Annotated in this window: 24 protein-coding genes; 6 read left to right on the forward strand and 18 right to left on the reverse strand. The window is 46.5% G+C overall.

The genetic code is table 11. The annotated features are described in order from the left end of the window. Nucleotides 1-73: 73 nt before the first annotated feature. The 3 genes from G9U52_RS10570 to G9U52_RS10580 all read right to left on the reverse strand — a co-directional run bounded on the left by G9U52_RS10570 (nt 74) and on the right by G9U52_RS10580 (nt 3,164). The gene (locus G9U52_RS10570) at nt 74-613 is read right to left on the reverse strand and encodes a hypothetical protein (protein WP_166149110.1); all 540 of its coding nucleotides are present in this window, start codon (nt 611-613) and stop codon (nt 74-76) included. Nucleotides 614-661: 48 nt separating this feature from the next. Beyond that, nucleotides 662-2,269: a DEAD/DEAH box helicase gene (locus tag G9U52_RS10575; protein ID WP_166149112.1), complete on the reverse strand. Its 1,608-nt coding sequence runs from the start codon at nt 2,267-2,269 to the stop codon at nt 662-664. Between the two features lie 79 nt (nt 2,270-2,348). Further along, the gene (locus G9U52_RS10580) at nt 2,349-3,164 is read right to left on the reverse strand and encodes an alpha/beta hydrolase family protein (RefSeq protein ID WP_375790246.1); all 816 of its coding nucleotides are present in this window, start codon (nt 3,162-3,164) and stop codon (nt 2,349-2,351) included. A gap of 121 nt (nt 3,165-3,285) precedes the next feature. On the opposite strand from G9U52_RS10580, the gene G9U52_RS10585 reads away from it, so the two are divergent. Next, entirely contained in the window at nt 3,286-3,546 is a 261-nt protein-coding gene (locus G9U52_RS10585) for a DUF2573 family protein (protein ID WP_166149116.1), read from the forward strand. Between the two features lie 98 nt (nt 3,547-3,644). Here the strand turns inward: G9U52_RS10585 and G9U52_RS10590 are convergent, their stop codons facing one another. Beyond that, a complete protein-coding gene (locus G9U52_RS10590) occupies nt 3,645-4,421 on the reverse strand; it encodes an SDR family NAD(P)-dependent oxidoreductase (RefSeq protein WP_166149524.1) in 777 nt (258 codons plus the stop codon). Nucleotides 4,422-4,546: 125 nt separating this feature from the next. Continuing rightward, a complete protein-coding gene (locus G9U52_RS10595) occupies nt 4,547-5,005 on the reverse strand; it encodes a chemotaxis protein CheX (RefSeq protein ID WP_166149118.1) in 459 nt (152 codons plus the stop codon). Between the two features lie 393 nt (nt 5,006-5,398). Between G9U52_RS10595 and G9U52_RS10600 the strand changes: the two genes are divergently transcribed. After that, a complete protein-coding gene (locus tag G9U52_RS10600) occupies nt 5,399-5,629 on the forward strand; it encodes an eL33 family ribosomal protein (RefSeq protein ID WP_166149120.1) in 231 nt (76 codons plus the stop codon). Nucleotides 5,630-5,754: 125 nt separating this feature from the next. Beyond that, nucleotides 5,755-6,114, forward strand: a complete 360-nt coding sequence (locus G9U52_RS10605) for a hypothetical protein (RefSeq protein ID WP_166149122.1) — start codon at nt 5,755-5,757, stop codon at nt 6,112-6,114. A 111-nt stretch (nt 6,115-6,225) separates the two neighbouring features. Here the strand turns inward: G9U52_RS10605 and rpmG are convergent, their stop codons facing one another. The 9 genes from rpmG to G9U52_RS10650 form a co-directional block, all read right to left on the reverse strand. Then, the gene (gene rpmG, locus G9U52_RS10610) at nt 6,226-6,375 is read right to left on the reverse strand and encodes a 50S ribosomal protein L33 (RefSeq protein WP_166149124.1); all 150 of its coding nucleotides are present in this window, start codon (nt 6,373-6,375) and stop codon (nt 6,226-6,228) included. Nucleotides 6,376-6,423: 48 nt separating this feature from the next. Then, nucleotides 6,424-7,635 (reverse strand): GTP-binding protein, encoded by a 1,212-nt coding sequence (locus G9U52_RS10615; protein WP_166149126.1) that lies wholly within the window; start codon nt 7,633-7,635, stop codon nt 6,424-6,426. Nucleotides 7,636-7,750: 115 nt separating this feature from the next. Then, nucleotides 7,751-8,725 (reverse strand): metal ABC transporter substrate-binding protein, encoded by a 975-nt coding sequence (locus G9U52_RS10620; RefSeq protein ID WP_166149128.1) that lies wholly within the window; start codon nt 8,723-8,725, stop codon nt 7,751-7,753. A 2-nt stretch (nt 8,726-8,727) separates the two neighbouring features. Continuing rightward, a complete protein-coding gene (locus tag G9U52_RS10625; protein ID WP_166149130.1) occupies nt 8,728-9,636 on the reverse strand; it encodes a metal ABC transporter permease in 909 nt (302 codons plus the stop codon). Then, nucleotides 9,573-10,289: a metal ABC transporter ATP-binding protein gene (locus G9U52_RS10630; RefSeq protein ID WP_166149526.1), complete on the reverse strand. Its 717-nt coding sequence runs from the start codon at nt 10,287-10,289 to the stop codon at nt 9,573-9,575. The genes G9U52_RS10625 and G9U52_RS10630 overlap by 64 nt, the downstream gene beginning before the upstream one ends. A gap of 513 nt (nt 10,290-10,802) precedes the next feature. Continuing rightward, nucleotides 10,803-11,798 carry an acetylxylan esterase gene (locus G9U52_RS10635; RefSeq protein ID WP_166149132.1) on the reverse strand — a complete coding sequence of 332 codons (996 nt, stop codon included), beginning with the start codon at nt 11,796-11,798 and terminating at the stop codon, nt 10,803-10,805. Nucleotides 11,799-12,005: 207 nt separating this feature from the next. After that, nucleotides 12,006-12,467: a zinc ribbon domain-containing protein gene (locus G9U52_RS10640; RefSeq protein ID WP_166149134.1), complete on the reverse strand. Its 462-nt coding sequence runs from the start codon at nt 12,465-12,467 to the stop codon at nt 12,006-12,008. A gap of 122 nt (nt 12,468-12,589) precedes the next feature. Further along, nucleotides 12,590-12,751 carry a hypothetical protein gene (locus G9U52_RS10645; protein WP_166149136.1) on the reverse strand — a complete coding sequence of 54 codons (162 nt, stop codon included), beginning with the start codon at nt 12,749-12,751 and terminating at the stop codon, nt 12,590-12,592. 66 nt (nt 12,752-12,817) lie between these two features. Then, nucleotides 12,818-13,087: a NifU N-terminal domain-containing protein gene (locus G9U52_RS10650; RefSeq protein WP_166149138.1), complete on the reverse strand. Its 270-nt coding sequence runs from the start codon at nt 13,085-13,087 to the stop codon at nt 12,818-12,820. 191 nt (nt 13,088-13,278) lie between these two features. Here G9U52_RS10650 and G9U52_RS10655 point away from each other — a divergent pair, with 191 nt between their 5' ends. Next, nucleotides 13,279-14,073, forward strand: coding sequence for an HAD-IIA family hydrolase (locus tag G9U52_RS10655; protein ID WP_166149140.1), 795 nt, complete (start codon nt 13,279-13,281; stop codon nt 14,071-14,073). A gap of 218 nt (nt 14,074-14,291) precedes the next feature. Here the strand turns inward: G9U52_RS10655 and G9U52_RS10660 are convergent, their stop codons facing one another. Together G9U52_RS10660 and G9U52_RS10665 are read right to left on the reverse strand one after the other, a co-directional pair. Next, nucleotides 14,292-14,879 carry a PadR family transcriptional regulator gene (locus tag G9U52_RS10660; protein ID WP_166149142.1) on the reverse strand — a complete coding sequence of 196 codons (588 nt, stop codon included), beginning with the start codon at nt 14,877-14,879 and terminating at the stop codon, nt 14,292-14,294. Nucleotides 14,880-14,956: 77 nt separating this feature from the next. Continuing rightward, nucleotides 14,957-16,519: an MDR family MFS transporter gene (locus tag G9U52_RS10665; protein ID WP_166149144.1), complete on the reverse strand. Its 1,563-nt coding sequence runs from the start codon at nt 16,517-16,519 to the stop codon at nt 14,957-14,959. A gap of 252 nt (nt 16,520-16,771) precedes the next feature. On the opposite strand from G9U52_RS10665, the gene G9U52_RS10670 reads away from it, so the two are divergent. Further along, complete coding sequence (locus tag G9U52_RS10670) at nt 16,772-17,674, forward strand: LysR family transcriptional regulator (protein ID WP_166149146.1); 903 nt, start codon at nt 16,772-16,774, stop codon at nt 17,672-17,674. A 6-nt stretch (nt 17,675-17,680) separates the two neighbouring features. Next, nucleotides 17,681-18,487, forward strand: a complete 807-nt coding sequence (locus G9U52_RS10675) for a histidinol-phosphatase (RefSeq protein ID WP_166149148.1) — start codon at nt 17,681-17,683, stop codon at nt 18,485-18,487. A 225-nt stretch (nt 18,488-18,712) separates the two neighbouring features. Here the strand turns inward: G9U52_RS10675 and G9U52_RS10680 are convergent, their stop codons facing one another. Beyond that, entirely contained in the window at nt 18,713-19,456 is a 744-nt protein-coding gene (locus G9U52_RS10680) for an RraA family protein (protein WP_207952888.1), read from the reverse strand. Between the two features lie 15 nt (nt 19,457-19,471). Then, a complete protein-coding gene (locus tag G9U52_RS10685; RefSeq protein ID WP_166149152.1) occupies nt 19,472-20,737 on the reverse strand; it encodes a sialidase family protein in 1,266 nt (421 codons plus the stop codon). Nucleotides 20,738-20,848 lie beyond the last annotated feature (111 nt).

Below are 20,848 nucleotides of genomic sequence, written 5' to 3' on the forward strand. Positions count from 1 at the left end.
AGAAAACAGAAAGCCTCCAAACCACGTTCACCATGGTTTGGAGGCTTTCTTATGTGTAACGTGCAGAAACTATTCAACGTCTCCTCAAAGCGAGTCTCACCATATCATCCTGAAAGGTGACATTGCGTACCCCAGCAGGCTTGGGCAAATAGTCATTTAAAGGGATCTGCAGCGGCTGTAGCTGGAACCATTCCATCGGGATCGAGATTTGTTTGATCTGCGTTTCTGTATGTACAGCCGTTAGATAGGGATCTTGCCAGTCAACTGTAAAAAAGAGCTTGGCGCCAATTGGCCATTTTCCTTTGTACATCAGATTGACGTCAGCCGTCCACTCATTCCCTTTGAGCTTAAATTGGGCACCTGTCAAAGTCCAGTTCTCCCGCAATTCAGCACGGTCGGCGAGTGTTTTTTTGAGCAGCTCATTGACCTCATACTCCGTAAGCACAACCTCCATCCTGCGGTTGGCCAGCATAGCCGCAAGCTTGTCACGGATAGAAAGCTCAGAATAACTAAGATCGAGCATCCGATCCGGCTGGGCATAAGCGTAGGAAACGCCCAAGAGCAGCATACCTACGAGCAGCAGCGTTCCTCCATATCGCAACAGCTTTCCCATCTCTGCAGTCCTCCTTGAATAGTTCCTGTCACTATCTATTGTACATGTTTAGATGGGCTTGTTGGGTTTATCTTTTAACCAGCGTGGTGCCCCTTTATTTTTGCGTTCCTTGGCCAATTCACGTTCAGTTTTTTTGGATATAGGCTTCGCTCCTGCCTTGCCACCTGGTTTAGCCTTGGACGAATTTGCAGCGGCAACGGAGGCTTTTGGCGCTCTTGAGCCTTCCGTTGGCTTGGAAGGAGGCTTCGTTGAATCCCCTGCCCTGTAGCTGGAAGGTTTATAAGCAGGCTTACCCGAAGCAGCTGGAGATTTGCTTGAGGAAGCAGGGCTCGCTTCTCCAGATGACCGAAATGCAGTTCGTGATGCCGTCTGAGATGTGACTGGCGACTCCTCAGATGTTCGAGCTGTCCGTGACGTTTGACCCACCGAAGCTTGAGCAGGCTTTGCCGCAGCCGGAGCTTTAGCATAGCTTTTGCTTGCTCCTTCTCCACGAGAGGAAGCACCTCTGGATGCGCCTGGCGCACCGGTTTGATAAATCTTGCCATAGGCCATTTCTTTTTCCTGCATCGTACAGCCCAACACTTTGCCGAATTTCTCGATAATAAACCGCTGTTTATTGGTGATAATCGAAATAGCGGTTCCTTTTTTGCCCATGCGCCCAGTCCGCCCCACTCGGTGTACATAATGATCGGCATCGATTGGAGGCTCGAAATTAATAACATGGGTGACATGAGGAATATCCAAGCCGCGTGCAGCGATATCTGTCGCCAATAGCAGCTGAAATTTGCCGGCACGGAAAGCTTGCATGACCTTAGCGCGCTCCTGTTTGCCTGCTTCACTGTAAAGAGCCTCGATGGACAAGCCAGCAAACTTCAGCTTTTCGACCACTTCGGCCATATTATCGATTTCATTGACGAAAACAATAGCGGCGGGCATATTGTACAAACGCACCATCCGGCGCAGTGTATCAATTTTATCGCGATCCTCACATACAAAATAAAAATGCTGCAGTGTCTCCGACGTTTTCTGCTCCGGCGAAATTTGCACATAAGCAGGCTCCTGCATCCAACGGCTAACTACCGTTTGAATAGGCTCAGGCATCGTAGCTGAGAAAAATAGCATCTGCCTGCCGCGTTGCATCCCCTTAAATATCGCCTCTACCTCTTGCATAGAGCCCAAATCGAATACTTGGTCAACCTCATCCACTACAGCTATCTTTACATAATGGACACTCAGCTTACGAAGCTTCAACAGCTCCATGACCCGCCCCGGCGTGCCTACTACGACCTGTGGACGAAGCTTCAGCTTATCGATTTGCCTGCTTAAAGCGGCTCCGCCAATCAAGCCTTGTATGCGAATATCACTGCCTTCTGTTAAAAGCTCTAAAGTCTGTACGATTTGAAAACCTAGCTCACGCGTCGGTACGATAATAATAGCTTGAACTTCCTTGGAGCTCTTGTCTATTTTCTGCAATAAAGGCAAGGCATAGGCCAAGGTTTTGCCTGAGCCGGTTTGTGATTGGGCCACTACATCTTTACCTGACAAAATAATCGGGATCGACTCTTGCTGAATCGGTGAAGGCACGAGAATATCCATTTCTTCCAGCTTGCGAACATAACCTTCTTCAATATGTAAAGACGAAAAACTGCTGTTCATCTAATTCCTCCTAAACGAAATGCCCCGATGGGGCTCAAACTAGCTTATACAATGATCATACCAATGGAGCTAAGGAACATCAATAGGTGATGTCCATCTGCTCCAGCTTATTCGTGATCCAGGCAAAAGCCGAGTCCAGTGCCTGCTCGTCAGACTTCCTCGGAAAGCGGTGGCCTAAGCCTTCATATAGCTCGATCTTATATGGCTTGCCCGCTTGCTTAAGTCCTTCAGCCAGCGTCCAGGCATGGGATACGCTGACCAAGGTATCCTCCGTGCCGTGCACAATCAGGACAGGCACATGGATCTCCTGGATCCAATAGACCGGCGAGCGGCTTTTGTAGGCTTCCTCATCCTTGCGCGGATGGCCCACGACCCGCTTGAGCATACGCCGCAGATCGACGCGCTCCTCGTAGGTAGCGAATAAGTCGCTTACGCCGCCCCAGAACACGACCGGCCCCGCTCCTTCGCATTGCTTGGCGGCCAATAACGCCATAAATCCACCGCGAGAAAATCCGATCAGCGGAACCGGCCCTGGCTTAACCTCAGGAAGCGACTGCACTAAGGTAATGGCGTGGCAGATGTCGTAGCGGTCTTCCCCGCCAAATTCATCCCGCCCTTCCCCACCCATATTGCCGCGGTAAAAAGGCGCGAACACCACATAGCCCCGCGCTGCCATCGACATGATTCTGCGCTTCCTCGGCATGCCTACCTTGCGGATACCGCCCCGGCAAAAGATTAAGGCACGACAAGGCACCGCCGCTTCGGGAACGGCTAAATAGCCTTTGACCTTCAGGCCGTCGCTGGCATAGGTCAGCATATACAACAAGACGCCTGGCTTCCTGCTGTTCAAAGCCTCTCTCTCCAATAAGGTTCCAGATGCCCACTCCGTATCCATGATCGCCATAAATCGGTTTTCTCCTCCCGTAAGTCGCTCCTTAAGCCGCTTCTTTACAGAACCCGCTAAAATACGCTAGACTAGCTGTACCTTACTAATATGACGATAAGGAGGAGCTTCTATGAATGAGCAGTTTGATATCGAATTCGAGGCCTTATTGGAAACCTTCTCAGCAATGCTAACAGGCAGTCAAACTCCAGAGATGGTGGAAAAAATAAAAATATGGTCGATCTATAACCATATCCACAAAACGATGCCTGCATTAGCAAGCCACTGGAACCAAGAGCATCCGGAGAGCCGAGCTATTATACGTGGCCTTTTTCAAGAGGTTCGTGCCATGCATCTTGAATTAAAGGAAAAGAATTTGAATGGTGATGAATAAGCAACAATGTGGATACCTTCCGACAAGAAATAAGCGCCGCTCTCCCACTATCACTGTGGTATGAGGCGCTTGTTTGATTATAACCCCTGTACTGCCCCTTATTTCTTATTCAGCATTCTGTAAGCAACCTTCTCAAAAATCCGTGGAAATAAGATGGCAAACTTGGCTCCAAAGCCTGCTACCCATGGCATATTCACCTCGGGTGTCCCTCGTTCAATCGTACGTATGATCGTGCCCACCACCTTTTCAGGCTTAAGCATAAACCATTTAATATTTTTAATGTATTGGCCTGAGGGATCAGCTCTGTCAAAAAAGGGCGTATCAATCGGACCCGGGTTAATCGCCGAAAGCTTAACCCCTGTGCCCATCAGCTCCTGCCTCAGACTATTAGTAAAACCAAGCACCGCATGCTTGGTAGCCGAATATCCGGAGGATTTGGCGGAGCCGATTTTGCCGGCTAACGAAGCTATGTTAATGATGTGCCCACTCCGCGCTTCCAGCATGGCAGGCAGTACAGCTTTAATACAGCGTACGGTTCCCATATAGTTAACATTCATCATTTCTGACATTTCATCCACAGAAGCATCGGTTAGCTTGTCAAATACACCATAACCGGCATTATTGATCAACACATCAATCCTGCCAAAACGGTTAATGACACTTGCCATCGTATCCTGCACCTGCTTATTCGAAGTCACATCAAGCGGGTAGAGACCATGCTCACCAGCTAATTCAGCAGCAATCCCACCCAGCTTGTCCTCGGAGCGTGCCATAAGGATCGGAATAGCTCCGCGCTTGGATAGCTCCTTCACCATAGCTGCGCCGATTCCGCTGGAGGCGCCTGTCACGACAACAACTTTTCCGCTAAGCATGATTCAACCTCCACCAATGTCCCAGTTTCTGCGCCTACAAATATTTTAAAAAAAGTGGCCAGCTTTCCGTCAAGCCGGAAGCTCCCACTTCATTTCACCATCCAGGTAATGTTGGACTACCCATTCAATTAGACAATCAAAACCTGAATATCTAACTCGCCGATTCCTTCCATGATAAGCGGGATCGTGAGTGCCTTCTTAGGGATAAATCCTGCTGCACTTGCAGAATGTAAGATCTTTGGAGGCGTAATATCAACACGAATACCCTGGTTAAACAGCATTGTGCTAGCATTGCCGCTAATCATATTACCGAGCTCAGAAATAGCGCTTTTGCTCATCTCATCCATCTCTGTCACCACATAGCCACCCATCATCGCGGAAACCATCTTAAGCGCAACCTCTTCGTGCAGACCGAATACGACATCTCCCTGCATTTCCCCGGTCATGCCAATTTGAATCCAAATGTGGTTCTCTACGAATTTAACGTCCTTAATCCCCAATTGTCCAGTCGAAGGACGAATATTGGCGACTTGCTCTATGACAATTCGAGCAGATTCCAAAAATGGATTGATATATTCTGCCTTCATAAGATGTTTCGGCTCCTTTGTGACAATATTACTTATCATGTTTAGGTCATAATTTCCCCTCATTATACCTAATTTTGTCGAAAAAGTATATAACTTTTGTCTTGTTTCTCTTTATGCACCGAATATAGCCACTTATTTTCCCCAGTAAAAGCTGTTTTTCTCGTTAAAATACGACTTTAAGGGTAGTCTATGCACCTGTCTTTGTACCTAGTCACAGGTCTTTGTTGCCAAGCTTGGCCATCTATGATAAATGTTTTATAACTCATTAATATGGAAATTAAGGTGTTGGCGACTTAATAGCTGAGTTACCTGTTAGTTGTTAGTCCCACACATTTACGTTTCCTCTCCCATATACTAATCATTCAACAACCATATAAAAGGGGGTGGAACGAAATGACGGTCATTTCTAACTACAAAAAATGCGTCCGATATTTAAATCGACGTGTCCGCATCAAAGCTAAGAATGGGAACGTGTATGTGGGGAAAATAGTCAAAGTTGACGGCAAAAAGGTGCATCTCAAGGTATCCTCCGTCCATGACGGAAAACGGGTGCATACTTCCTTTTTTCCATTTATTTTGCCGCTGGTGCTGTTTGATTTGCTTGCCATTGTCTTGTTGTTATAATCGTGGATAATGCCCTGATTCTGACAGCAGGTTGTGACAGTATCCTTACTGGAATTGAGATAGGATAAATCTATCAGAGGAAGCTATTATCCTATGTAATCTCAATATTAAAAGGAGTAAGGACCGTGAATCCAAACATCCCAATTGAAGAAGATTTGAAGCTGCTGCTGGCGAGTCCCAAGCTTACCATGAAATTGCTGAATGAGCTCATAACGGAACTTAAGCAAGAGAACCAGAAGTTGGTTCGACGATTAGAAGATATGGAACGGGAATTAAAGGAGCAGCGCCTGCTGCTTGGCGAGATCGCAGTGACAGCTGAGCAGCTCATCTGGACTCCACCAGGAAAGCCTGTGGTTGCAGATGAAGCTGAAGCCACTGAAACCAAGCTATCTGAAGCGCCTCCTGCGAAAGTCCCTGAATACGTCCGAATGACACGTTCCGAAAAGCATTTTATTCCTCCCAAGAAATGGTTCTGGTTCCGCTGAATGCTTTATGCCCTTGACAGCGACCCACCACATCTGGCACCTTGATTTTATCGCGATCTGATCTAACCAGAAAAAGCCAGGCTGCTCAGCCCGGCTTTTTCTTACTTGTTGTTATCTCGTTTCACGGTGAAGGGTATGCCGCTTAAGCCTAGGGCAATATTTGCGCAACTCCATACGTCCTGGCTGTGTTCTTTTGTTCTTGGTAGTTGTGTAGTTACGATCTCCCGATTCCGTGCAGGCTAATGTAATAATTACTCGCAAGCTGTTCACCTCCTTAACAACTCGTTCCTTATGGATGCCTGCTTAGATCTAAACAGGCATCGACAGTACTTCCTCCATGACATTCGGCAGCTTATCAACGAATCCAGTCCAATCCAGCTGCGCCTCCTCTGCAGTCAGGAGACACTCGTCTAGAGACGCTATAATCTGCTGGTGATCCATCTCAATGCCAATAAATACAACCTTATTGATCCGGTCACCATAAACGGCATCCCACACTTCAGCCAGCTCCGAGTCTTCTTGCAGCATGGCTTCGCGTTCTTGCTCAGGAAGCGCAGCAATCCAGTGGCCTGCAGGGCCGAATTGTACGGAAGGACCAGCCTGGCTCAAGTTTTGGGCGTAATTATTACGTGTGGCCAGCCACATCATGCCTTTGGCCCGCACAATCTCGGATGGCCATTCCGCCATCCATGCCATCAGCCTTTCAGGCTGAAATGGCTGGATACGCTCATACACAAATGATGATATCCCGTATTCCTCGGTTTCTGGCGTATGCGTAGGCTTTTCCATTTCTTGAATCCAGCCTGCCGATGTACTGGCTTCTTCAAAATTGAATAAGCCGGTATTCAAAATATTTGCTGGATCGATTTGACCATGCACAGCTCGAATGAGCTTGGCTCGTGGCTGCAGCTTGCGCAGAAGCTGCTCCAGCTCCACCAGCTCGCTTTCCTCCACCATATCGACTTTGTTCAAGACCAGCACATCGCAAAACTCGATTTGGTCGATTAACAGGTCGACAACTTCCCTGGTATCCTCTTCACCCACAGCCTGGCTGCGTTCCAGCAAGGTTTCCCCTGAGGAGAAATCATGCCAGAAACGATAAGCATCAACAACCGTCACCATACAATCCAGCTGGCATATTTGGGCTAGGTCAATCCCATACTCCTCATCAATATACGTAAAGGTTTGCGCTACGGGAACAGGCTCACCAACACCAGTGGATTCGATCAGAATATAATCGAACCGGTTTTCTTGGGCAAGCCTTTGGACCTCCCGCAATAAATCCTCCCGCAAGGTACAACAGATACAGCCATTGGACATCTCTACCAGCTTCTCATCCGTACGTGATAAACCGCCCCCGCTTTTAATAAGCTCGGCATCTATATTAACCTCACTTAAATCATTAACAATAACAGCCACCCTCAGCCCACTTCGGTTATTGAGCACATGATTAAGCAGCGTTGTTTTGCCTGAACCCAAATAACCGCTTAGAACGGTTACCGGTATTTTGAAGGGAATCATGTTTTTGCTCCTTTTAAGTGTAATTATTACAATAAACAGGCATGCTATAATAGCCGTGATCTACAATGACGGAACGCAGAGAGTAAGTTATATTCCCTACGTCGTCTGGACCTTCTTATTCATTCAAAGCTTTTTTCAAAGCTGCCACATTATTTTTCATTACTCCGACATAGTCGAGATTTTTTTTCATTTCCTCATCCGTCAGCCCTTCGAGTGGGTTCAATACTTCCGTCTTGGCACCAATTTCTTTGGCTATTGTTGCGGCTACCTTCGGATCAACCAGCGATTCGAAAAAGATCGTCTTTACTTGTTTTTCCTTAGCAAACTTAATGATGCTTACCATCTTATCAGGAGTTGGCTCCTGCTCTGGGGAAAGTCCGGCAATCGGAACTTGTACAAGTCCATATTCCTTCGCTAAATAAGCAAATGCTGCATGCTGGGTGACGAATTCCTTACGCTTGGGATTGTTCAAATCTGTTTTGAAGGATTGATCCAGCTCTTTCAGCTTGGCTATGTAAGCATCCGCATTTTTCTTGTAATCGTCCTTGTGGGCAGGATCCGCTTTTTCCAGTGCCGCTTGAATGGAAGCTACTTGCTGCTGCGCTAGCGCCGGGCTCAGCCACACATGAGGATCTTGCCCACCGTCATGGTGCTCCTCTACCTTGGCTCCATCCTTCTTTGGTTCTTCTTTGTGTTCTTCTTCCTCTTCCAAGCCTTCAAGCAAATCAATACCTTTGCTAGCTTCTACCACAACCCGTTTATCATTAGCGGCGCTCTTCAAGGATGCTTCCGCCCAGCCTTCAACGATCCCGTTATAGACGAATACATCGGCTTCTTTAATCAGCTTCATTTCTTGCGCTGAAGGTTCCCAATCATGCGGCTCCACTCCTGCTGGAACTAAACCGATCACCTCCGCATGGTCACCTGCCACTTGCTTCGTGAATTCTACCATCGGGTAAAATGAAGCTGCGACCTTGAGCTTTTTGCCGCTGAATGCGGAAAGAGAATCTGGTTTGGAGTTGCCACAACCCGTAAGTACAATGCTTGAGGCTACTGCCATAATAAATGATGCCTTCAACCATGCCTTCATAATTAATTTCCTCCAGATTCTTTGGTAAATGGATCTTTAGTAAAGCCCTTCACTTCGCTTTGATCCACATTGTTCTGCGTATCCAGTCCTTTATTTCCAGCTTTTCTCAGCTTTAAAACTAATTTTTGGATAGCAATCCCTATTATTAGAAAGGCTAGTAGTACAAGTGCAATGGTACCTCCTGGAGGCGTGCTAAACTCATAGGAAGCCGTCAGTCCGCTGAATACGCCAACCAGGCCAATCAACATCGATATAAATAATGACGAAACAAAGCTCGGAGCAATACGAATCGCCAATGCAGCAGGTAGTATAATCAAGGAAGATACCAGCAGCACCCCAACGATAGGCATCGCTGCTGCTACGATCATGCCTGTGACGATACTGAAGCCAAGCGAAATTTGCTTGACTGGAAGACCATTGGTTCTCGCAGTTTCCTCGTCAAACGTAATTTGGTATAAAGGCCGGCGAAGCGCGTAGAAAAAAATGCCGCCAACAAGTGCAGCTCCGACCATCATGTAAAGCTCTGTTTCATTGACAGCCACTACGGAGCCAAACAAATAAGCGGAGAAGCCTTTGTTGATGCTTTGATTTAAGCTCATCAATACAACCGCCGTTGATAACCCGCCGATCATAATGATCGCAACTGAAATTTCACTATAGGTTTTATACGATCGCCGGACATATTCAACCGCAATCGCTCCAATGACCGCAACGACAAACCCCATTAAAGCCGGATTGACATGCAAGACGGCACCCGCGGCAACGCCGGCCAGTGAAACATGGGACAGCATATCCGCCATGAGCGCTTGGCGCCGCAGCATCAAGTAAACGCCCAGTACCGAAGCGATTACTGCAATAATGCCGCCGGCGTAAAATGCCCTCTGCATGAAGTCGTAGTGCAGCATTTCCATCCACCCTGCTCCTTTCTTTCGAGCTCGATGATCCGGTCCAGATAGCTGTTTACTTCCGACAGTCCATGCGTAACCATAACAACAGTAGTTCCGTGCTCTTTTACTTGATGGTGCATCAATTCGTAAAAGCCGTACCGGCTTTCTTGATCCATTCCTGTCGTGGGCTCATCCATCACCAATAAATCCGGCTCTTGTGCCAAGGCACGGGCGATGCAAATCCGTTGCTTTTGCCCACCTGAGAGCTCGCCTATTTTACGGTGGCGCTGGTCCCACATCCCGACCTGGCGCAACGCACGCTCTGTGATTTCATGGTCAGCTGGCTGCAGCTTACGGAACCATGAGCCTTTGCTGTAGCGGCCCGAGAGCACGAACTCCATAATTTTGCTTGGAAATCCGCTATTGAAGGAAGCGATTTGCTGCGGGACGTAGCCAACCGTCAATTTACCGCCCTTCTCACTGGTAGCCGATAGCTGGACGTCTCCACTCCACGGCTTAAGCAGCCCTAACGCCAGCTTAAGCAGCGTTGTTTTGGAAGCACCATTGGGGCCGACTACAGCCACAAATTCGCTGGAGTAAATATCCAGATCAACATCCTCTAGACAGGGTATTTCATTATATCCGAATACAACCTTGTTCATCGATGCAAGCAGCATAATCCATTTCCTTTCCGGCAGAAGCTTCCTCATAATAAAGGAGCCTTCTTTAATAAGTAATTATTACGATATGTTAACTAAGAAAAAAGCTTCTACAAGAAGCTTAATAGGAACTGGAATATAAATAGTAATGATTACTTTTCTAATAGTAATAATTACTTTTTTCATTCTACCAGCCTATGCTCTTTAAGTCAATGCTAACTTAGCGTTCCATTTTACTTACCAGAACCATAAAAAGGCAATCAAAAACGTGCTAATTCTTGAGGTTGTAAAGCGTTGGCGACACCCCTTCCCGCAGGTTTAATATGTTTAATAGTAATTATTACTATTAAACATATTAAACCACAAATCCTTTTAATAGGCAAGCATTCTTCACACATTTTTTCGTATCTCCCTTTGCATACAAAAAAAAACCGGACAGGCTGGACTAGAATAGTCTCACCCATTCGATTCTTAAAGCAGCTACAATGTCGCAACCAGCTTCGTAATTCCAGCCTTCTCCTCAGGTAACAGCTAATGCCTCTTGAGCTTATCTTCATTCTTTCCCAAAAAATTCTTGCTGACAAAATCCAGCATAAGCCGATTATGGTAAGTCCGAACCTCATGCCCTGAAAACGGATAAGCATGGATCTCCTTACTGCTCTGAATCCGGTTATAAGCCGCATAAATGGTTTCCGGCAAACATACGGTATCCTTCAGCCCAACGGACATCATAACGGGTACCTTAATGCGATCAGCCAGATTTAATATATCAAAATAGCTGAGTGTCTCCAGCACCTCGTCCAGCCGGTCGGGAAACCGTGCTACAAAAGCCGCTGCCTCTGTAAGGGAGCCGGTTGATGTCAGCATGCCCTGATCCATCTGGCACATGTTTGGAATACTGGCTATAGCTATGGCCGGCTTGTCGCTTAATGCTGCTGTGATCAAGACAAGCCCACCGCCTTGGCTGCCGCCAACAAGGGCAATCCTTGAGCTGTCGACCTCGGGCTGCTCGCTCACCCAGTCCACAGCTTTAAGGCTGTCGATGGTAATTGCTTTGTAATAGCAGGTATCCTTGTCCAATATACCCTGTGTCATCCAGCCTTTGACCATACCAAAGGATTGCTCCAGATTGTTGCCTGTGTCGCCGCCCTGTCCACGAACATCGACAGCAAATACGGCAACGCCCATTAGCAGCCATTGGCTGTACTGCTCGGGATATTCGCTCCCTCCCGAATAACCCGGGTAAATAATAACGCAAGGCAGATTCGTCTGAGGAACGAACTTCGGCAATAGATACCAGCCATGAACCTTGGTATGGTCAAAGCCTTCGTAGGTAACTCGGTAAGCATCAACATAAGGCTGCGGGCATGGCGCCTGCTCCCGCGTAGCGTTAAGCGGTTTATGTGCAAAGCTCTCGAGCGTTTGCTCCCAATAGCTATGTAAATCCTCTCTAGCGGTTAGCGGAGGGTATAATTGTAGCAGCTCGTCGATTTTTCTTTGGATGGCATTGGAATATTCCTGTGTCATGTTAGGGTTGTCCTTTCCATCATTTAATTTAATAAATTAATAATTTATCAAATATTTACTATTTAATGATGATACCATACCAAGAACTATAAAATGAATAAAAATGGTTAGTAAGAAGCGCAAAGAAAAATCACCCCTAGGGGTGATCGCATTAGAAGCTTTACTCTTCCCTTTACATCCACTTGGATCCTTCTTGCAGCTTGCAGCTTACATCACAATCCCGCAATGCGAGCAAAATTTCGTATCCGCTTCATTGGGCGTTCGGCAAACCTGGCAAAGCAGAAAAACCTCTGCCGCTGCGGCTTCTTCTTGAGGTACATCAGGGAAAGCGAACCCACAAGCCGGACAAAATTTCACATTGCTTGCAACCATTTTTCCGCAACGGCATTCCTTGACATGCTTAGCTTGCTTGATCTTTAGATCAATGGATTGGATATCCTGGCGCAGAAGCCGAATATGCTCACAATAGGCGACGATTTCTTTCTCCGCCTGCTTCCAGTTACCGGCCTCATACGCTTGGTAGACAGCCTCACCGATCAGCTTGCACGACTTCTCCTGCTCCTTCTCTTTGGATGAGATTTGGACGCGCAGCTTCGTCGTTTCCACCGTTTGTTGCGCCTTTTTGGCTGCCTCCGATGCTCCCTGCTTCATTTTATCAAAAAATGACATGTCCATTGCTCCCTTCACTCGCAATATTCGTAATATCCCTTACTACAACGTTATGACGGATAGAGAGCCGCTCATACCATTTTTCGAACAAAAAGCTCAATATGGCGTCCATTAAGCTTTAGTCAGGTGAAAAATTTACGAAGCATCGAAATAGACAATAAAACGACGACAATCAGACATACGATCATGAGCCGTTTTTCCTGCTTGTCGAATTTATTCATAATTCCAACCACTCCTTCTCTGCCGCAACACAGCACTTCCGATTCACGGCGGATATATGACAAAAAACACCCCCTTCATCGCGATCTATCACGATTTCTGGAGATGCTCGCTACTACTACTCATGTCAATTAAGCGTAAACGGCTTGAAAAACTTCTTTCACTTGCGGCAAAATTGTATCCCATTCAGCGTCTGCTGTTTTACTGACCGTAACAAAATCTCGAATCCCAAATATGTTGTCGATACCCGCTATCGCAAGCAGTGCAAGTGCCAACGGATGCTCAGTTTCATCTCCGGCTTTCAGGGATGTACTTCGCGCTCCTTCGAATAAGGTTTGATTCGTATTGATTTTGACCGAATTTGGGTTAGGTGTATGTTGAATACTGATTTCTATTGCCATGTAATCACTCCCTCAATATGTTGAAATATACAGTATCGAGTGCCATAAGTACAGAAAAAGACCCAAGCGTTTTTTCGGCCAAGGCTAATCGAAGTCGGTAGTCTCATGATATGTCTTGTTTCTACTTGTATTTTTGCTACAATGGGGAAATGTGCAATCAGATAGACCGTATAAGCGGAGGAGGAAATGTTATGAAAGGATTTATACTGGATTTGGATGGAACCTTATACGATGGAGATGCCCCAATTCCTTATGCGCCTGAATTTATTCAATGGCTGCGTGACAACAGCTATCCCTATTTATATGTGACGAATAATTCGTCACGCACGCCTGAGCAAGTCGCAGCCCACCTGAGAAAAGCAGGCATCAATGCTTTGCCCGAGGAGGTGCTAACCTCATCGCAAGCGGCTGCCTTATATATGAAGGAACGTAATATCGGCAAGCATGTATATGCGATTGGGGAGATCGGGCTAAAGCAAGCGCTTCAGGAGGTCGGCTTTAAAATAGTCGAAGAAGGCGAGCAGCCTGATTTCGTAGTTCAGGGGATTGACCGTGAGTTCAGCTACTCGAAGCTTGCTCATGCGGTTCGCTTTATTCGCAGCGGTGCAGCCTTCGTGCTGACTAATCCCGACCACCTGCTGCCGATGAATGGTGAGGTGCATCCGGGTGCAGGCTCCATCGCGGCTAGCATCGAACGGGCAAGCCAGACGGAGCCGACCATTATTGGCAAGCCCTCGCCGATCATCATGAACTATGCGATTGCCAAGCTGGGGCTGCCGTTCAATCAAATCTGGGTCGTGGGTGATAACCTCCAGACCGATATACAGGGCGGGTTGGCTGCTGGCTGCCGGACTGCGCTTGTCCTGACCGGCCTTGTTAGCCGCGGTACACTTGCGGAGTATGAGCAGCGTACAGGCGTTCACGCCGAGCTTGTATGCGACCATTTGATGAAGCTTGCAGAAGCTTTGTCAGACAAAGCAGATTGAGCAGATTGAGCAGATTCAACAAGCTTATCTTTATTCAAGCTTAACTAGCTGGTTAACTCAAATTAGCCGTTCTATTGTTCTGTTATTATTTCATTAAAATTAATCAGGTCATCTGATGACCCTATCTTATTAATTTACGATAATATAAACATGGTTAAGAGCTGTCCCGAAAGCACATCGGGCAGCTCTTTTTTTTCCATCCTTTTAACTCTTTCTCTTTAAACGCTTTCTCTGTCCTCACAACTGGATTCCTCCAAGGGAAGCCCAATCTCGCTCAAGCGTCCGTCCTTGGCGTCCTGCGCCAGATGCTCCAGCCAGCGCAGCTGCGTAATGCCATGCTCGTAAGCACAATGCATCATATGCAGCACGCTCCGGGGCACAGTAGGCACATGCTCGTCGTAAATTTCCTTCATTTTGCGGTTTTTTTGCTGCTGTTCCTCGATTTTTTTAAGTATTATTTGATGGATCTTTTCGTGGTCGCCATGGCTTGCAAACATAAGCGCTGTTGCAATCGGATAATATACCGGCGCTTTTTCCTCAAACTGCTGGAGCAGCAGCTCTTGGAAAAGCAGCTTGCCAGCCGATGTAATGGTGTAAATCGTACGATCTGGCCGGCTGCTGTCCTTGACGATTTCGACAGTATCGATATGCTGGTTTTTTTTCAGCTGCTCGATGGCGTAATACAAGGAGCCGTCGCGCATTTTGATGTAATGGTGCATGGCGCGCTCGATCATCGTTTGCCGAATTTCATAGGGATGGCTGTCTTTTTCCATTAAAAGCCCCAAGATAACCAGCTTCATTGACATTTCCACATATCCCCTTCTGTATCACAAGCCACAAAAGCACGATGTTCAAATTCGAATAGATTTCTGCCACACTTTTCCTATGCTTTTTGCTTCGTATGTGCGGGAATTTCCATTCTAGCCTTACCCATCAATAAAACACAGATTAAGGTGGCTACAGCCATTAACAATGTACAAAGAAACACAAAGGCAATCGAGTCAGCCAGTCCAATCGTCAGCTTTTCTAATACTTGCGGTGGAATGCTGGCTCTTACCTCAGGCTGAAGTAATGCCCTAGGATCGATCGCCGCCATTCCAGATCCCGGAAGCAGCTCGCTTAAACGTGAATTTAACGCAGAGGTCTGGACGCTTCCCAGCACCGTAACTCCGATCGCAGAGCCAATCGAACGGAAGAAGGATACCATGGAGGTGACGGTACCGCGTTGCTCGAAGCCCACATTATGCAGAGACGAAATCGAAACGACAGGAAAAGATACCCCAATACCCAGGCCCATCAACACCATATACGTAATAACGAGCCCTCGCGGAGTCAGCTCTGGTGCAACAGCACCAAACATCGAATAAAGTGATTTTACCCATTCGGGTGAATAAAACGACAATGTTGATAATAAAGAAGTCGCGATGAGCAATAAAGCACAAGATAGCAGTAAAATGTTGCGGTAAGGGGTTTTGCTAATGAAACGCCCACCAAAAACACTGCTGACCACGACCCCAAGCATCATTGGAGTTAGCACTTGTCCAGCGCTGGATGCAGAGCCTTGGTACACACCTTGGATAAACAAAGGAATATAGGACGCAGCCGACATCAATATCGCTCCATAAAACAGGCTGGCACCCATGCTCGCAGTAAACAACCTATTGCTGAACAGCTTAAGCGGAACGACCGGATCGGATGCCTTGGTCTCAATCCATAAAAATAAAGCCAATAGCACAACAAACCCAGTGAATAAGCTATAGCTTTGCACGGAATTCCAAGCGAATTCCTTTCCTCCAAGCTCCAAACCGAACATCAAGCATAATACAGAGGCGGCAAAAGTAGCCGTTCCGAGCCAGTCGATCTTTTGATTCGGATTGTTGGGGCGTGCTGCATGATAAAAAAATGTGATCAACAGCAGGGAAACTACACCAAGCGGCAGGTTAATGTAAAAAATCCATTTCCAATTCACGTAATCGGTAAAGTAAGCGCCAGCCAGTGGCCCCAATACACTCGAAATACCAAAAACGGCACCGAACAAGCCTTGCATTTTGCCGCGCTTTTCAGGAGGGAACAAGTCAAATACGATCGTAAACGTGATCGGTAACAAGGCTCCGCCACCTATCCCTTGAATAGCACGGTAGATGATCAATTGGAACATCGACGTTGATGTCCCGCATAGTGCCGAACCAATCATAAACACGACAAGTCCCAGCAGGAAAAACTTCTTTCTGCCATACATGTCAGATAGCTTGCCGAAAATCGGCATGGATACGACATTGGCAATCAAGTAAGCGGAAAATACCCAGACAAATTTGTCCAAGCCTCCAAACTCACCTACAATCGTTGGCATTGCCGTAGAAACGATCGTTTGGTCTAAGGACGCCAGAAGCAATCCCAGCATTAAACCGACAATAGTTAAACGGACATTCGATTTCTTTTGCGGCATATTTCACCCTCATCTTTTCAATATGTAGCTTCCATTTATTGCTTTTCTATCATAATTATTATATTCAAATTTGAATAAGAAACAAGTGTTTTATTTTTAAGACTAGGTTTGCTCCAAGGCGGCAAGTGTCATATAATGACTATATCGAGAAATAGTATTTATATTATGGTTAACCCTGATAAAAAATATCTATTTCAATCTAAAAAGATAAGCCCGACTTCAAATACTCTTTGGAGAGGAGGATCTGATGAAGTGAATTTGAATCAACTGGAAACACTAATTACCATTTCCAAAACGATGAGCTTTCGCAAAGCTGGAGAATTGCTTAATCTTACCCAGCCTGCGGTTTCTGCACAAATCAAAAGCTTGGAGGATGAGTTCAAAACCATACTGATTGACCGTAACCAGCCAGTTACTTTAACGGATAGCGGCCGTGTGTTTTTGGAGCATGCGGAGTTAATTCTACATACGGTGGAGGATTTGAAGGAGCGGTTGAATGACTTGAACCACACTCCCCAAGGCCATATCCATCTAGGTACGACAACCTCGATTGCGATCCAAATATTGCCGCGTGTGCTGTCCTATTTCCAAAATCAGTTCCCGTTGATTAAAACAACGATTCATTCGATGACTTCTTCGCAAATTATGCAAAGCGTCGAGAATGGTAACATTGATATCGGCATTACCTATCTGTTCGAGAAGTATCCTTCTCTGGAGAGCTCTGTGCTTTATTACGATACCTTTGAATTGGTCGTATCACCCCAACACCCGTTAAGTCGCTATGCCCATGTACCGATTGAAAAGCTACAGGATATTTCATTGATTATGCTCTCGCCAGAAACAGCTGGCCGCCGGTTTGTCGACCAGATTTTTAAGCATTTGAATATAGTTCCACAAACTGTTATGGAGCTCTCAAGCAGTGAAGAGGTTAAACGGATGGTCGAGTTAAATCTTGGTGCTGCGATTATCTCGAAGATGTCGATTGCGAACGAGCTTCGCTTGGGAACACTTAAGATGGTTAAAGTGAATGAGCTGGAAATTAGCCATCCGGTTGGTGTTATTTATAAATCTGGACGTTACTTAAGCTCGGCGTTGCATCAATTTTTGTTGGATTTAAAGGGTATGCAGGAAATACAATTTATTGGATCGGAGTGATTGAGGATGAAGTTCGATTTACACACGCATCATGAACGTTGTGGCCATGCTATCGGGACGATTCGCGATTACGTGGAAGCAGGTATTCAGAACGGTCTTTCGGTGATTGGAATTTCCGATCACTCTCCTTATTTTGCTAGTGCTGTAGATCGTGAGCAGCCTGGTATTGCTATGGCGAAAAGCGAATTTTCCCTTTATATTGCCGAGGTTCTCAGGCTTAAAGAAGAATACAGCGGCAAGATCGATGTATTGCTTGGTGTAGAGTCCGATTTTTTCCCCGAGCATATCCAGTTGTATAAACAAATGTATGACCAATACCCTTTTGACTACATTATTGGATCCGTTCATTTATCCGGTGGTGTTAGTATTTTCAATAAAAACCGGTTCAAAGGCTTAACGGATATCCAGCTTGTTGAGCAAAAGGAAATTTATTACGACCTCATTGAGCAATCGGCACGCAGTGGCGTATTCCAGATTCTTGGCCATATTGATGCGATGCGTGCTTATTTCACACCTTTTTCGGCAGTCCCTACAGAATCTGTTGACCGCACCTTGAAGATTATTGGAGAGCAGGATATCGCGATAGAAATTAATACCTCCGGAAAAACCAAAGCGTGCGGCGGTTGGTATCCGGTAGATGCGGTGCTGGAACGTGCGCTGCATTACGGCGTCAGGGTTACCTTCGGATCGGATGCCCACGTTCCTGAACGGGTTGGCGACGAGTGGGACGACGTCAGCAAACGCTTGAAGGAAATCGGCTTCAAGGATTGGGTCTATTTCAAGCAAAAGCAGCGGCAAATTGTGGCTTTGTAGCCGATGTAAAGAGCCTGTCGATTGATGTACCCGCATGCGGTACATCAATCGACAGGCTTCTTTTGTTAATATCATGGTTGATTCAGACATAAAATATCCATTATTTGGATATTTTATCGTATATCCAATTTTTTATATGGTAATTTGCCAAAACGCAATATTTTCCCTCTCCAGGTATAGATTACGAAAATACTGTTTTATTTGTAAAATATTGCTATACTGCTTCTACCATTCGCCTCTACGTCCGAATTGGGCTTGGGCCGCAGCTCCGAACTGGTTTCCTGCCTCTTTCATGCCGTGCAGCAAAGCATTCATCTCTATGCCTGCTGTATTACGGCCTGATGGAATAACTGTGTCACATTCATTTTTATCCATAAACCGCGTCGCTTCAAGAAGTCCGCCCTGATCTTCTTCGGGAATTACGAGGAAACCGTGTTTGTCCGCATGGATCAACTGCCCTGGGTTAATTTTCGTACCGAAGACCTCTACTTCACAGTTCCATCGCACTGGCCAGCTATATGCATGACCGATACACATTTTGCTGGCGATGGATTTGAATCCAGCATTATTCATTTCATCGAGATCACGGATAGCTCCATCCGTAATCGTTCCGATGCAGCCAAGTGAACGGTGAAGGTTGGCACCTACCTCCCCCCAATAAGAACCATACGCATAGGGTTTATCCAGATCCTGAACGACCACGATTTTCGGTCCCGGAATACTAGCAATATATTCGCGGTATTCAACCTGGGCATTCGGATTCGCGGTTTGATGGTCGGGATTGCTCGGCTCACACACTACAGTCACCGCATATCCAACCATAACTCCCATATGGGGCATGAAATCTTTGGTTTCCTCCAAGTTAAAGCACGTTCTGCGGTCGTGTTTCGAAATTTGTTCCCACCCATTAAAGACCGACGGTGTATTCCAACGTTTGAGCTGCAATAATTCACTATGTGTTAAAGTCACAGCGTTCATTCCCCCTTAATAAATTAATTCGCGAAAATCGGCAATCGTATGAAATGAGATTAAGTTCACATTATGCGCATCTTTGGCACGATGATCCCCAGTCCGGCTCAACACATATAAATCGTTCCCGTCAATTGCCAGACTGGCGTAATGGCGTGACTGTTTCTGCGAGGCCCCCATTGTTACCATACCAGCAAAGCACCAATCGATGCAGTTGCGGGAAAAATGAAGCTGCAGCCGATGACGCTCATTGTTCGGCGTCCAGAACCGATCCTCAGGAAGCTTCTCCGCGCGCGTCATACTATCGGTCGCCTGGGTGCTAAGCAGCCAATACATCTCTGAGACATCGTCGTATACAATATGAAACTTCATCTGTCCGCCCGGGCATGGCACGTAGACGATCGTTTTACCCGAAGGAACCTGCTCCAGCAGCGTTGTCATACTCCCATCGTCGTTCTCCACTACTTTCGCAATCGCGGCATATCCCGTTCCACCGGTATGCGCCCTCATCCAAAGATGGAAAGTACGGCCCCGTTGGTCGTAAAAATAATGATCCGGATCAACGATCTGCACGACATTCGTCTCCAGCCAACCGGATGGCGCGCAATTACGTCCCGGAGCGATCATCGTCCCCGTAATCGGTTCCGTATTATAAAAAGGGATACCGAAATAATCCAGCTGATCCACTGGCACCGTATCGCAAAATGCCAGCTCCGAAGCGAATGTCCAATTTTCCCTAAGTAGCAAGTCGCTATCGATGCTCCCCCTCATTAGAACAGGGGCAAGGATACTGCAAGGCCATATTTTCATACCAGTAAACGTCATTCTTTCCATAACCAGATAAACATGTCCGTTAACGTAATGGACATTTGAAGGAGCCTGGTGCCAGATTTCCCCCTCCGATAAAAAGCTGGTCTCACTCCATGTTTCCCCATTATCGTCCGACCGGACAATCGCAAGGTCGTTGCAGTGACCGATTACATAAACAGAATTTCCCGCCACGAAAGGTCTTGCATGCATGAAAGGAAAGTCCGCACGAAAATCCCATGATTTCCCTTTATCATCAGAGGTAAATATTTTACCGAACCATAATTGACCGTGCTCGATGACACGCTTGGGACCTGGCAGGTCCTCCATACCCGGTCCGCTCAAGTCGAGCGTGGCGACCAGCCTGCCGTTGGGCAAGACTGCAATGCCGGGACTGTAAGTATAGATATTGTTGGGATCTGGCGATTCATAAACAGTTATAAAATCCTGTGCAAGCGGTCTCATCAGATTCATTGAGGCACATCCTTTCCAAATGTTTGAACCCTAGATATAAATTTTATTAGCCCTAGATACCCGGTGAATGAGTCTTGCTTCGCTATCTCCAGTACACCTTGACCTCTCCTC

The organism is Paenibacillus agricola (assembly GCF_011440305.1).
Classification (GTDB): Bacteria; Bacillota; Bacilli; order Paenibacillales; family NBRC-103111; genus Paenibacillus_S; species Paenibacillus_S agricola.